Origin of the sequence: Micromonospora sp. NBC_00821 (assembly GCF_036347035.1) — a bacterium.
In the GTDB taxonomy this organism is placed as follows: domain Bacteria; phylum Actinomycetota; class Actinomycetes; order Mycobacteriales; family Micromonosporaceae; genus Micromonospora; species Micromonospora hortensis.
In genome coordinates, this window is the sequence record NZ_CP108880.1 from 1,880,621 (window position 1) to 1,893,124 (window position 12,504).

Sequence of the window (12,504 nt, forward strand, 5' to 3'; positions counted from 1 at the left end):
TGCCCGGTCAGGCGCGGCTGGAGATCTGCTGGACGCCCCAGGCGTTGCCGTCCGGGTCGGCGAAGAAGACGAAGCCGACGTTGTCCAGTGGATCCGGCACCGGCCGGGGGTTCTGACCCACCACCTGGATCTCACTCACCTCCACCCCACGTTCGACCAGCTCATCGTGGGCCCGCTTCAGGTCCGGCACTACCAGTTGCAGGCCCTTGAGCGAGCCGGGCGGCATCTCCGGGACGACGCCCTTGCCGATCACGATCGAGCAGCCCGAGCCGGGCGGCGTCAGCTGGACGATGCGCGCCTCGTCGCTGATCACCGTGTCGTGATCGACAGTGAAGCCGAGCTGGTCGGCGTAGAACTTCTTCGCCCGCTCCACATCGGAGACCGGGACGATCACCACTTCGAGTGTCCAGTTCATGGTTGCTCTTCCTCTGTCGTCGTTGTTGACCGCAGCAGGTCGGCCAGTCGGGTGAAGCTCTGCCCGACGCCCCGCGCCATCGGATAGCGCAGCACGATGTTCCGTCCCTCCGCGGTGGCGTAGAGCAGCGTGGTGGTGACCGTCGTCCGACCGGCCAGTTCGGAGAACTCGTGACTGACCAGCGTCTCGCCCGGGTAGGACTGGTCGTCGAACAGCTCGGTGTAGAGCAGACGGTGCGGTGGCTCGATCTGCCGGTAGACCCCAGCCTGGACCATCCGTGCGCCCTCCGGGCCCCGCGACACGAACCGCCACCGCCCGCCGACCCGCAGGTCGACGTCGCACTCCGTCAGCCCCCAGCCGCGCGCGCCGTACCACCGAACCAGCAGTCCGGGTTGGGTGAAGGCGGCGAACACCAGCTGTGCCGGTGCCTCGAACAGCCGACTCAAGACGATCTCCCGTTTGCCCGGGGTGTGGACGACGAGCGGATCGTCGATGGTGGTCAACCGCCCGTTCCGTTCGGTCTGGCGGGCCGACGCCCGGTGCCGGTGGGGTCGACGGACTGGAGTTCGTCGAGCAGTATGTCGAGGCGCTGATAGCTCTCCGCCCAGTAGTCGCGGTAGTCGGCGAGCCAGGCCGTCGCCTCCCGCAGCGGGCGGGCCTCCAATCGGCGCGGACGGCGCTGGGCGTCCCGCCCCCGGCTGACGAGACCAGCGCGTTCCAGCACCCTGAGATGCTTGGAGATGGCCGGCTGGCTCATCGCGAAGGGTGCCGCCAGCTCTGTCACTGTCGCCTCCCCGGCCGCGAGCCGGGCGAGGATGGCACGCCGGGTCGGGTCGGCCAGCGCCGCGAAGGTCGCATCCAACAGCTCCGTGTCCGCCACGAATAACCTCCTGGTTCTATAACCAGTTGGTTCTATCGCGATGGAGCGTCTTCGTCAAGCACCCCGACAGCACGGAAGGCCCCGGCGAACCGCCGGGGCCTTCCGTGGAACCGGGTGCGTCAGCAGGCGTACGCCTCCAGGCGCTGGGCCCGCTCCGGCGCGCGCAGCTTCAGCAGCGTCACCTTCTCGATCTGCCGGATCCGCTCCCGGGACAGGCCGAACTCCCGACCGACCTCGTCCAGGGTGCGCTGGCGGCCGTCGTCCAGGCCGAACCGGAGGCGGATGACCGCCTGTTCCCGCTGGGACAGGGTGGAGAGCACGATGCTGACCTCGTTGCGCAGCTCGCCCTGGGCGGCGGCGTCGCCCGGCTCGGTGCGCGGGTCCACCGACGCCACGAAATCGCCGAGCGCGCTCTCACCGTCGTCGCCGACGGCCTGGTCCAGGCTGACCGGCTCCCGGTCGTAGGAGATCAGCTCGATGACCTGGATCTCGGGGATCTCCAGTGCGCGCGCCACCTCGGCGACCGTCGGTTCGCGGCCCAGCGTCACCGCCAGTTCGCGGCGGGCCCGGACCATCCGGTTGACCTGCTCGACCATGTGCACGGGGATGCGGATGGTGCGGGCCTGGTCGGCCATGGCGCGGGTGATGGCCTGTCGGATCCACCAGGTGGCGTACGTGGAGAACTTGTAGCCCTTGGCGTAGTCGAACTTTTCCACGGCCCGGATCAGACCGAGGTTGCCCTCCTGGATCAGGTCGAGAAACGCCATGCCACGGCCGGTGTAGCGCTTGGCGATGCTGACCACCAGCCGCAGGTTCGCCTCCAACAGGTGGTCCTTGGCCGCCCGACCCTCGGCGACGATCAGCTCCAGGTCGGCTCGCAGCTCCGCGGAGACCGGGGTGCAGGTGGCCAGTTTCTCGCCGGCGAACAGGCCGGCCTCGATGCGCCGGGCCAGGTCGACCTCCTGCGCGGCGGTCAGCAGCTTCGTCCGGCCGATGCCGTTGAGGTAGGCCCGGACCAGGTCGGTGGAGATGCCGCGCTCGTCGGTGGCGTCCAGGTCGACGAGGGCCTCGGAGGCCCGGTCGGTGTCGGTCGTGGTGGCCGGGCGCGTCCGGTGTTCCGTCATCTGCAGAACCATCTCTGTCTCTCCCCGTTTCCACGTCGGTGCCGTGTTCCCGGCCCAGTGGTGCCGGTGTGAACAACAGCTTGGCGGGCGGGGCGTAAAACGGGAGTGAGGCGATCGGGCACCCGACAGGAATCGCGTCGGATCGCTGGTGCGGTGTGTCGTCGGAGTGTGTGGTTGCCCGCCCCGGCTACGTTGCGGACGGCCGGCCACCTCTGGTCGGTTGGAAACGACAGTTGGAGGACGGTGTGGTCTTCAAGCGGCTCATGAAGGCGATGGGCGTCGGTGGTCCGTCGGTGGAGACGGTGCTGGCCAACCCGAACTGCCGCCCGGGCGGCCAGTTGGAGGGCCGGATCCAGGTGTTGGGCGGCGACCACCAGGTCGACATCGACCACGTCGCCCTCGGCCTGGTCACCCGGGTCGAGGTGGAGAGCGGCGACAACGACTACGACACCGCTCAGGAATTCCACCGCCAGCAGGTCACCGGAGCGTTCCGGCTGGAGCCCGGACAGCGCTACGACATCCCGTTCCGCTTCGACGTGCCGTGGGAGACGCCGGTCACCGAGCTGTACGGGCAGCACCTGCACGGGATGACGATGGGTCTGCGTACCGAGCTGGAGGTCGCTCGCGCGGTCGACAAGGGTGACCTGGACGCCGTGTCGGTGCACCCGCTGCCGGCGCAGGGGCGACTGCTGGACGCGCTGCTGCGGCTGGGCTTCCGGTTCGCACGCGCCGATGTGGAGCGTGGTCACATCTACGGCGTACGCCAGACGTTGCCGTTCTACCAGGAGATCGAGTTCAGCCCGGCGCCGCAGTACGCCCGCTCGATCAACCAGTTGGAGGTCACCTTCGTCGCCGACGCGCAGCAGATGCAGGTGGTGCTGGAGGTCGACAAGCGCGGCGGTGTCTTCACCGAGGGCCGGGACGCCTTCGGCCGGTTCACTGTCGACCACGCCACCGCCGACCGCACCGACTGGACCGCCGAACTCGACAACTGGCTCCGCCAGTCCCTAACCCGCCGAGGCCTCTTCTCCTAATCCCACCCAGCCCCGCACCCCCAGCCCCGTCCGTCGATCATGAAGTTATTGCCATGACACGCCGAGCCGGCGGGTAACAACTTCATGATCAACAGGGGGTGGGGGTGGGGTCAGAGGTCCAGGAGGAGGGTTTGGGGGCCTATGTTGATGCTTTCCACCAGCATGTGGGCGCGGAAACGGCCGGTCTCGACCTTTGCTCCTCGTTCCCGTAGGGCGTCGACCACCGCTGTCACCAGCGGCTCGGCGACCTCGGCGGGAGCGGCGGCGGTCCAGCTCGGTCGGCGGCCCTTGCGGACGTCGCCGTAGAGGGTGAACTGACTGACCACCAGGATCGGCGCGCCGGTGTCGGCGGCGGACCGCTCACCGTCCAGGATGCGCACCTCGTGCACCTTGCGGGCCATCGTCTGAGCGGTCTCCACGGTGTCAGTGTGGGTCACCCCGAGCAACACCAGCAGGCCGTTCTCGATGGCGCCGACCACCTCGCCGTCCACCGTCACGCTGGCCCGCCCGACGGTCTGCACCACCGCCCGCATCAGGCGTTCACCGGCTCGATGAAGCCGCGCTCCACCAGGTGCGCCACGATCGGGCCGGCGGCCTCGGCCATCTCGTCGGGCTCGACGTCGTGCGCGGCGGCGAGCAGTGCGAGCTGGTCACGCAGCGGCAGCCGGCCGTCGGCGCCACCGACCAGCGCCAGCACCAGCGGGTCGATCTCCTCGGTCCAGCGCAGGCCGTGCGGCATCGCGAGGACCTGCCGGTCCACCCCCCAGCCGTCGTCGCCCATGGTGGCCTCCTGTCGCAGCTGGAGGCCTTCGGCGGCCCGGTAGCGCTCGGCGAGCAACGCCTCGGTGTCGCGTACCCGGAGAAAGTCCTGGCGGTCGAACCAGGCGGCGACCCGGTCGCCCAGCGGTGGCTGCACCCGCTGGCGCAGATCCTCCACCCGGACCACCGGGTCGGCGTGCCCGCCCCGACGCAGCGACACGATGCCGAAGCCGATGCCCTCCACCTTGTGCGCGTCGAACCAGTCCAGCCAGGCGGCCATCCGCTGCGGGTCGGCGGTCTCGCCGACGTCGGTGAGCCACAGGTCGACGTACGCCATCGGGTCGGCCACCTCCCGCTGGATCACCCAGGCGTCCAGGCCGGTCCCGGCGAACCAGCCGGCCACCCGCTCGTCCCACTCCTCGCCCGCGACGTGCACCCAGTTCGCCAGGTACTGCATCGTGCCGCCCTCGGTGAGCAGGCCCGGGGCCGCGGCGGCGAGTTCGGCGCCGATCGCGTCACCGACCCGGCCGGAGTCGCGGTACACGTGCGTGGTCGTGCCGGGGCCGACCACGAACGGTGGGTTGCTCACCACCAGGTCGAACCGCCGACCGGCCACCGGGGCGACCAGGTCGCCGCGGAGCAGTTCCCAGTCCTGACCGTTGAGGGCGGCGGTGGTCGCGGCGAAACGCAGCGCCCGCTCGGAGAGGTCGGTGGCGGTCACCGACCTGGCGTGGGTGCCCAGGTGCAGGGCCTGGATGCCGGAGCCGGTGCCCAGGTCCAGTGCGGTGTCGACCGGCCGGCGCATGGTCGCGCCGATCAGGGTGTGGGTCGCCCCGCCGACGCCGAGGACGTGCTCGGCGTGCAACGGGCGACCCGGTCGGGCGCTGGCCGGCACGTCGGCGAGCACCCACCAGTCCTCGCCGTACGGCTCCAGGTCGATGCCGGCACGCAGGCCGTCGCCGTACCGCTCGATCAGCCCGCCAGCGAGGGCCTCGGCCAGGCTCAGGGGCGCCAGCGCGGCGGTCACCGCAGCCTCCGACTCGGTCTGGGCGCAGATGAACAGCCGGATCAGGGTGCCGAGCGGGTCGCCGTCCTCGGTGGCGCGCAGCGCGGCCCGGTAGTCGTTGCGGGCGACCGCAGCGGTCGCCTGGGCGCCCAGCCGCTCGGCGATGCCGTGGCTGGTGAATCCGGTCCGGGTCAGTGCGCCGCGCAGCGCGTCGACGCCGGCGGGGGAGAGCAGCATGTCGTGTTCGTCCACCCCGACATCCTGCCTCCCGTCGCGTCCCGGATCAGCGTCACCCGCCGGAAGGTGTCGGAGCGTCGGTGTCCGCCCGGCTCGGTACGCCAGGCAGGATGGTCCGCATGACGCTTGTTCTGCCCATCGACCCGGAGGCCAACCGGCTGCTGGAGCGCAGCCCGCTGGCCCTGCTGCTCGGCATGGTTCTTGATCAACAAGTGCCGATGGAGAAGGCGTTCTCGTCGCCGTACGTGCTGGCGCAGCGGCTCGGCCATGAGCCGGACGCGGCGGAGCTGGCCGGGTACGACCCGGAGGCCCTGGTCGCGCTCTTCGCCCAGCCGCCCGCGCTGCACCGGTTTCCGAAGGCCATGGCGGCCCGGGTGCAGGAGGTCTGCCAGGTGCTTGTGGAGCGGTACGACGGTGACGCGGCGCTGCTCTGGGCCGAGGTCGTCGACGGGCCGGAGCTGCTGCGCCGGGTCTCCGCGCTGCCTGGCTTCGGCAAGCAGAAGGCGCAGATCTTCGTGGCACTGCTCGGCAAGCGGTTCGGGGTGACCCCGCAGGACTGGCGGAAGGCGGCCGGAGACTACGGCGACCCGGGCGCGTACCGGTCGGTGGCCGACGTCACCGACGCCGATTCGCTGCGTCGGGTGCGGGAGTTCAAGCAGCAGATGAAGGCGGCGGCCAAGGCGAAGACGGCCGGCGGCTGAGCCGTCCGTTCAGGCGGCGGTGGGGTGCGCCAGCGAGGCCAGCGCCCGCCGGACGTCGGCCAGTGAGACGGTCGCCGAGTCGTCCAGGTCGGCCAGGCCGGCCTCGATCCACTGGCGCATCAGCGTGGTGACCCCGATGCCCCGGGCGTCGGCGGCGGCGCGGACCCGCTCGTAGGTGTCCAGTGGCAGCCGCACCGAGCGGCTCACCATCGGCACGTCGCTGTCGGGGGTGGGCAGCTCCGCCGCCGGGCTCTCGTCGATCAGCTCGGCGATGCGCTCGCCGCCTCCGTGGAACTGCTTGGTCGCGTCGTTACGGTGCATCGTCACGGCCTCCTCATCTACCGAGATCTCCGCACGGCCTCGTCGTAGCGCTTGGACTCGACGTCGCTCAACTCGCGGGCGGAGAGAATGTCCCAGTCGTTGTCGGTGCCATCGGCCTCGGCGAGCAGCACCGCCAGCCTGCGGCCCCGACGGGCGGCGGCGTAGACCACCATCACGTCGTCACCCAGATGACGGATCACCCGTCGGGCGCTGTGCAGCGCCTCCCAGACTTCCCCGGGTGTGACGTCGTAGACCCTCAGGTTGGCCAACGCCTCGTCGGTGAAGCTGAACCTGCTGCCCACATCGCGGAGCGTACCACGCGCGTAACACGCGGCGGGATGAGTCGAAGTTCGCTGATCACGGACCCGCGGTGACAGGATGAGGCGTAACCCCCTCGAGGAGGTCCATGGTGAAGCGTCAGGCGTACCAGCCGATCCTGATCACCGACGCCTCGCGCAGCCAGGGTGATCAGCTCAACAGCCGTCAGCGCCGCTATGTCCTGATGATGGGCATCCGGGTGGCCTGCATCATCGTCGGCGCGATCCTGGTCGGTGCGAACGCCCCACTGCTCTGGCTCTGGCTGCCGTTGTGCGCCCTCGGCATGGTGCTCATCCCCTGGCTGGCCGTGCTGCTGGCCAACGACCGGCCGCCGAAGGAAGAGCACCGGCTGGCCAATCGGTTCCACCGCCGGCACACGGACGACACCCCGCCGATGAGCCTCACCGCCGATGAGCGCCCACACAAGGTCATCGACGTCGAACCCTGACCCGCCAACGGGCCAGGGTTCGAGCAGTCGGGGCTGTGGCCGTGTGACAGCCGCTACGCCTGTGGTCGAGCCCCGGCCGTGGAGACGGCAAGCGCGCCCAGGTCGGTGGCGCGGCTCAGTGCCGCGGTCGGGGTGGCGCCGGCGAGCCACGCGGTGAGCAGACCGGCCGCGAAGGCGTCGCCCGCGCCCGTGACGTCCACCACCGCCACCCGGTTGGCCGGAGCCACGCAGACCGGCGTGGTGCGGTCCACCCAGACCGCGCCGGCCGCGCCGCGCTTCACCACCACCCGCCGAGCCGTCGCCGACAGCACCCGCCCCTGCGCCGCCGGGTCCAACCCACCGGCCAGCACCGTGGCCTCGTCCGCGTTGACCAGGAGCAGGTCGATGTCGCGTACCCAACTCAGGAACGCCGCCGCGCCGACCCGCCGCAACGGCGCCGCGGAGGCCGCGTCGACGCTGATGGTCAGCCCGCGCTCGCGGGCGGCGGCCAACGCCCGCAGCCCCGCGCCGCGCGACTCCGCGTCCAACAGGGTGTACGCGGACAGGTGCAGATGCCCAGCGCCGGGCGCCGCCGCGAGGGCCTGCTCGACGTGCGCGGCGCTCAGCCGCAGGTTCGCGCCCCGCTGGCTGACCATGGTGCGCTCGTCGTCGGCGGCCAACACGATGACAGTGCCGGTGGCGGCGCCCTCGACCCGCTCGATGGCGCAGTCGACGCCCGCCCGCTCCAGCTCGGCCACCCGGTCCCGCCCGGCGTCGTCGTGACCGACGGCCCCGACGAGCGTGACGTCCACCCGCTGCGCGGCGATCCAGGCGGCGGTGTTGGCCGCCTGACCGCCGCCGCCGAGACTGATTGCGGCCCCGGTGTCCGAGCCGGCCGCGAGCGGCCCGGACAACACGGCGACCACGTCGGTGATCACGTCCCCGACGACGACCATCCGGGCCGGTCGGGTCATGCCGGGACGGCGGTGCCGCGGGCCACCGAGGCGACCGCGATCCGCGCGGCCAGGTCGGCGTTGCGCAGGATGATCCGCACGTTCACCGCCAGGCTCGCGCCCTCGGTGGCCGAGTGGAAGTGCGCGAGCAGGTACGGCGTGACGGCCTTTCCGGTGATCCCGTCCCGCTCCAGCAGGGCCAGACCCTCGGTGAGCGTCCGGTCGTGCAGCTCCGGGTCGAGCTGCTCGTCGACCGGCAGCGGGTTGGCGATGAGCATCCCACCGGTGTGCACGGCGTGCTCGTCGCGGGCGGCGAGCACTGCGGCGACCTGCTCCGGCGAGTCCACCGACCAGTCCAGGTCGAAGCCGGCGTCGGTGAGGTAGAAGCCGGGGAACCGGCGGGTGCGGTAACCGACCACAGCGACCCCGAGGGTCTCCAGGCGCTCCAGCGTCGCGCCCACGTCGAGGATCGACTTGACCCCGGCGCAGACCACCGCGATCGGGGTCTGCGCCAGCGTGACCAGGTCCGCCGACTCGTCGAAGGTGTGCGCGGCCTCCCGGTGCACCCCACCCAGCCCGCCGGTGGCGAACACGCCGATGCCGGCGGCCGCGGCCACCGCGCTGGTAGCGGCCACCGTGGTCGCGCCGTCCGCGCCGGTCGCGGCGGCCACCGCGAGGTCGCGGACGGAGAGCTTGGTCACGCCGTCGACGGTGGCCAGCCGGGTCAGCTGCGCGTCGTCCAGGCCGACCACGAGCTCGCCGGCGATCATGCCGATCGTCGCCGGAACGGCCCCGGCGTCCCGAACCGTCCGCTCGATCTCCCTGGCCACGCGCAGGTTCTCCGGTCGGGGCAGACCGTGCGAGACGATGGTGCTCTCCAGGGCGACGACGGGCCGGCCGTCGCGCAGGGCTTCGGCGACCTCGGTGCCGTAGCTGATGTGAAAGTCAGTCACACGGGCACCGTACGGGGTGGGGCCTCGGCTGGCCTCAAGTGGACCCGGCCGTGATGACCTGCCAAACTTGTCGGTTGGAGGTGCAGACGTGAGCACAGAGGTTCTCGAGCGTCCGGAGCTGAAGGACGCCGATACCGGTCCAGAGATGTTCCATTACGTCCGCAAGGAGAAGATCGCCGAGAGCGCCGTCATGGGCACTTTCGTCGTCGCTCTCTGCGGCGAGACCTTCCCGGTCACCAAGGCGGCCAAGCCGGGTTCGCCGGTCTGCCCCAAGTGCAAGGAGATCTACGACTCGTACCGTGAGTGAACCTCGGCCGGTGCTCCGACCGGCGACGTAGCCTGCGGCGGTGACCACCTCCACCGCCCTGCTCCTCGCCGACCTGACCGGGGTGGCGGTGTTCGCCGCGTCCGGGGCCTCGGCGGCGGTGGCCAAGCGACTGGACCTGTTCGGCGTCGCGTTCGTCGGCTTCGTGGCCGCCCTCGGCGGTGGGATCTTCCGGGACCTGGTCATCGACGAGGTGCCGCCGCTGGCCTTCGCCGACTGGCGGTATGTGGCCACGGCCGCGATCACCGCACTCGCCGTCTTCTGGCTGCACCCGCAACTGGCCCGACTGCGCACCACAGTGCTGGTGCTGGACGCGGCCGGCCTGGCGCTGTTCACAGTCACCGGCACGCTCAAGGCGCTCGACGCCCGGGTACCGGCGGTCGGCGCCTGCCTGATCGGCATGCTCACCGCGATCGGCGGCGGCCTCGGCCGCGACCTGCTCACCGCCGAGATCCCGGTCGTGCTGCGCCGGGAGATCTACGCGCTGGCCGCGCTGGCCGGTTCGATCCTGGTGGTGCTGCTGTACGTCACCGGGCAGACCGGCCCCGCGCCGCTCACCGCCGCCGCCGTCCTGGTCTTCGGGCTACGCCTGATCGCGCTGCGTCGACGCTGGTCCGCGCCGGTGGCCACGCTGCGCCCGCCGCGCGCCGACGGGGCGGATCCACGCACCGACCGGGAGTGGTGAGACGGTCGGGCCGGCGCTCGTTCGAGTGCGGGATTGTGACCAGCGTGGCGTCGCCTGGGCCCGGCGGCCCGTGCTGGTTATGCTGAGTCGGCCTTCGCGGCAGCTTCTGCGCGGAGGCGTTTTCATGGGCGGCGGATCCTCGTGGCCCTCGCCCGGGGTCCGCCATCGTGCGGTCGGAGAGGAGCTTCGCGTGGCAGCCCGGACGCCGGTGCTCGAGACGTTCCCGGCGCTACGCGCCTGGCAGCGCAAGGCGCTGGTGGAGTACCTGCGTCGCCGTAGCGAGGACTTCACAGCCGTCGCCACGCCCGGCGCCGGCAAGACCACCTTCGCCCTGCGGATCGCGGCCGAGCTGCTCGGTGACGGCACCGTGGAGGCCATCACAGTGGTCGCGCCGACCGAGCACCTGAAGAACCAGTGGGCCGACGCCGCGGCCCGGGTGGGCATCCAACTCGACGCGGCGTTCCGCAACGCCGACCTGCACTCCGCGGCCGACTTCCACGGCGCTGTGGTCACCTACGCGCAGGTGGGGATGGCCCCGCAGGTGCACCGGCGACGCACCATGACCCGACGCACCCTGGTCATCCTCGACGAGATCCACCACGCCGGCGACTCCCGGTCCTGGGGCGACGGGGTGAAGAACGCCTTCGAACCCGCCGTACGCCGGCTGATGCTCACCGGGACGCCGTTCCGCTCCGACGACAACCCGATCCCGTTCGTCAGCTACGAGCGGGGCGGGGACGGGCTGCTGCGCTCCCGCGCCGACTCGGTCTACGGCTACTCCGACGCGCTGCGCGACGGGGTGGTCCGGCCGGTGCTGTTCCTGGCGTACTCCGGGGAGACCCGCTGGCGTACCAACGCGGGGGAGGAGCTGGCCGCCCGGCTGGGTGAGCCGATGACCCAGGACCTGGTGGCCCAGGCGTGGCGTACCGCCCTGGACCCGGCCGGTGACTGGATGCCACAGGTGCTGCGGGCCGCCGACGCCCGACTCACGGTGCTGCGCAAGGCGGGCATGGCCGACGCCGGTGGTCTGATCATCGCCACCGACCAGCAGACCGCCCGCTCGTACGCCAAGCTGATCGAGCAGGTGACCGGCGAGAAGGCCGCCGTGGTGCTGTCCGACGACCAGGGCGCGTCCGCCCGGATCGCGACGTTCGCGGCATCCGACCAGCGGTGGTTGGTAGCGGTGCGGATGGTGTCCGAGGGGGTCGACATCCCGCGACTGGCGGTCGGGGTCTACGCCACCAGCGCCAGCACGCCGCTCTACTTCGCCCAGGCGATCGGCCGGTTCGTGCGGGCCCGCCGGTCCGGGGAGACCGCGTCGGTGTTCCTGCCCAGCGTGCCGCACCTGCTCGGGTTGGCCAGCGAGATGGAGACCGAGCGCGACCACGTACTCGGTAAACCCAAGGAAGCCGACGGTTTCGACGACGACCTGTTGGAACGCGCGCAGCGCGACGACCAGGCCAGCGGGGAACTGGAGAAGCGGTTCGCGGCGCTCTCGGCCACCGCCGAGCTGGACCAGGTGATCTTCGACGGCGCGTCGTTCGGCACCGCGGCCCAGGCCGGCACCCCCGAGGAAGAGGAATACCTCGGCCTGCCCGGTCTGCTCACCGCCGACCAGGTTTCGCTGCTGCTGACCAAGCGGCAGGCCGCGCAGCTCGCCGCCCAACGCCGTCGTACGGCCGACGGGGCCGCTCAGCCGGCCGCTGCGGTCACGGCGGCGCCACCCGCACCCATGAGCGCCGCCCAGCGTCGCGTGGCGCTCCGGCGCCAACTGAACGCTCTGGTGGCCGCCCGACACCATCGCACCGGTCAGCCGCACGGCAAGATCCATGCCGAGCTGCGCCGGCTCTGCGGTGGCCCGCCGAGCGCCCAGGCCACCATCGAGCAGCTTGAGGAACGCATCGCCACCGTGCAGACCCTCTAGACCCGCCCGGCCGTGGGCGGGCTGCGCCGTGTCGGCCGTGTCGACGGTCAGGTCCGGCTTCATCGCCATCGCCCGCCGTGCCCGGTGTTGCCGCTGGTCGTGCTTGGTGACACCGGCCGGCCGTGCCTGGTGTCGCCGTTGGTCGTGCTGGGTGACACCGGCCGGCCGTGCCTGGTGTCGCCGCTGGCCGTGCCTGGTGTCAGCGGCCAGCAGAACCGGTGTCCGGGTGACCACCGCCTCGGCGCTTGCACCGTGATCCACTCGGCTTCCTTGAAAACACGGTGTTCGAGCGAGGTGGAAAGCGCGACTTCCTTGAACCCGAGTGGATCAACGGGGGCCTGGGCGGTGCTGCGGCTTGCCTGCCCGGAACGGCCATGGATGCCCGTGTGCGGGGCGTCCCGATCTCAAGATCGCGCAGCATCCTGGTTGTAGTGGTGTCGGT

General features: G+C 71.4%; 16 protein-coding genes. 6 read left to right on the forward strand and 10 right to left on the reverse strand.

All coding sequences use genetic code 11. The features are described 5' to 3' along the window. Positions 1-7: 7 nt before the first annotated feature. The 4 genes from OHB44_RS08720 to sigB all read right to left on the reverse strand — a co-directional run bounded on the left by OHB44_RS08720 (position 8) and on the right by sigB (position 2,431). Positions 8-415: a VOC family protein gene (locus OHB44_RS08720; RefSeq protein WP_238683368.1), complete on the reverse strand. Its 408-nt coding sequence runs from the start codon at positions 413-415 to the stop codon at positions 8-10. After that, positions 412-909, reverse strand: coding sequence for an SRPBCC domain-containing protein (locus OHB44_RS08725; protein ID WP_330441201.1), 498 nt, complete (start codon positions 907-909; stop codon positions 412-414). The genes OHB44_RS08720 and OHB44_RS08725 overlap by 4 nt, the downstream gene beginning before the upstream one ends. A 5-nt stretch (positions 910-914) precedes the next feature. After that, positions 915-1,295 carry an ArsR/SmtB family transcription factor gene (locus OHB44_RS08730; RefSeq protein ID WP_330440254.1) on the reverse strand — a complete coding sequence of 127 codons (381 nt, stop codon included), beginning with the start codon at positions 1,293-1,295 and terminating at the stop codon, positions 915-917. Positions 1,296-1,414: 119 nt separating this feature from the next. Further along, a complete protein-coding gene (sigB, locus tag OHB44_RS08735; RefSeq protein ID WP_372488283.1) occupies positions 1,415-2,431 on the reverse strand; it encodes an RNA polymerase sigma factor SigB in 1,017 nt (338 codons plus the stop codon). A gap of 233 nt (positions 2,432-2,664) precedes the next feature. On the opposite strand from sigB, the gene OHB44_RS08740 reads away from it, so the two are divergent. Further along, positions 2,665-3,453 carry a sporulation protein gene (locus OHB44_RS08740; protein WP_330441202.1) on the forward strand — a complete coding sequence of 263 codons (789 nt, stop codon included), beginning with the start codon at positions 2,665-2,667 and terminating at the stop codon, positions 3,451-3,453. A gap of 110 nt (positions 3,454-3,563) precedes the next feature. On the opposite strand, the gene dtd is transcribed toward OHB44_RS08740, so the two are convergent. Then, the gene (gene dtd / locus OHB44_RS08745) at positions 3,564-3,986 is read right to left on the reverse strand and encodes a D-aminoacyl-tRNA deacylase (protein ID WP_238683365.1); all 423 of its coding nucleotides are present in this window, start codon (positions 3,984-3,986) and stop codon (positions 3,564-3,566) included. After that, on the reverse strand, positions 3,986-5,470 hold the full coding sequence (locus tag OHB44_RS08750) for a DUF7782 domain-containing protein (RefSeq protein WP_330440255.1): 1,485 nt from the start codon (positions 5,468-5,470) through the stop codon (positions 3,986-3,988). Before OHB44_RS08750 ends, dtd begins: the two co-directional genes overlap by 1 nt. Before the next feature lie 95 nt (positions 5,471-5,565). Here OHB44_RS08750 and OHB44_RS08755 point away from each other — a divergent pair, with 95 nt between their 5' ends. After that, the gene (locus OHB44_RS08755; RefSeq protein WP_330440256.1) at positions 5,566-6,156 is read left to right on the forward strand and encodes an HhH-GPD-type base excision DNA repair protein; all 591 of its coding nucleotides are present in this window, start codon (positions 5,566-5,568) and stop codon (positions 6,154-6,156) included. A 9-nt stretch (positions 6,157-6,165) separates the two neighbouring features. On the opposite strand, the gene OHB44_RS08760 is transcribed toward OHB44_RS08755, so the two are convergent. After that, the gene (locus OHB44_RS08760) at positions 6,166-6,477 is read right to left on the reverse strand and encodes a hypothetical protein (RefSeq protein ID WP_124858894.1); all 312 of its coding nucleotides are present in this window, start codon (positions 6,475-6,477) and stop codon (positions 6,166-6,168) included. Positions 6,478-6,494: 17 nt separating this feature from the next. After that, complete coding sequence (locus OHB44_RS08765) at positions 6,495-6,779, reverse strand: hypothetical protein (RefSeq protein WP_030489374.1); 285 nt, start codon at positions 6,777-6,779, stop codon at positions 6,495-6,497. Positions 6,780-6,883: 104 nt separating this feature from the next. Here OHB44_RS08765 and OHB44_RS08770 point away from each other — a divergent pair, with 104 nt between their 5' ends. Next, on the forward strand, positions 6,884-7,243 hold the full coding sequence (locus OHB44_RS08770; RefSeq protein WP_330440258.1) for a DUF3099 domain-containing protein: 360 nt from the start codon (positions 6,884-6,886) through the stop codon (positions 7,241-7,243). Positions 7,244-7,296: 53 nt separating this feature from the next. On the opposite strand, the gene OHB44_RS08775 is transcribed toward OHB44_RS08770, so the two are convergent. Both OHB44_RS08775 and OHB44_RS08780 read right to left on the reverse strand, forming a co-directional pair. Then, positions 7,297-8,196, reverse strand: coding sequence for a carbohydrate kinase family protein (locus tag OHB44_RS08775; protein ID WP_330440259.1), 900 nt, complete (start codon positions 8,194-8,196; stop codon positions 7,297-7,299). Further along, entirely contained in the window at positions 8,193-9,128 is a 936-nt protein-coding gene (locus tag OHB44_RS08780) for a pseudouridine-5'-phosphate glycosidase (RefSeq protein WP_266303337.1), read from the reverse strand. Before OHB44_RS08780 ends, OHB44_RS08775 begins: the two co-directional genes overlap by 4 nt. Positions 9,129-9,216: 88 nt before the next feature. Here OHB44_RS08780 and OHB44_RS08785 point away from each other — a divergent pair, with 88 nt between their 5' ends. The 3 genes from OHB44_RS08785 to OHB44_RS08795 all read left to right on the forward strand — a co-directional run bounded on the left by OHB44_RS08785 (position 9,217) and on the right by OHB44_RS08795 (position 12,062). Next, positions 9,217-9,435: a DUF3039 domain-containing protein gene (locus OHB44_RS08785; protein WP_007456912.1), complete on the forward strand. Its 219-nt coding sequence runs from the start codon at positions 9,217-9,219 to the stop codon at positions 9,433-9,435. Between the two features lie 40 nt (positions 9,436-9,475). Beyond that, on the forward strand, positions 9,476-10,138 hold the full coding sequence (locus OHB44_RS08790; protein WP_238683360.1) for a trimeric intracellular cation channel family protein: 663 nt from the start codon (positions 9,476-9,478) through the stop codon (positions 10,136-10,138). A gap of 190 nt (positions 10,139-10,328) precedes the next feature. Beyond that, the gene (locus tag OHB44_RS08795; protein WP_330440262.1) at positions 10,329-12,062 is read left to right on the forward strand and encodes a DEAD/DEAH box helicase; all 1,734 of its coding nucleotides are present in this window, start codon (positions 10,329-10,331) and stop codon (positions 12,060-12,062) included. Positions 12,063-12,504: the final 442 nt, after the last annotated feature.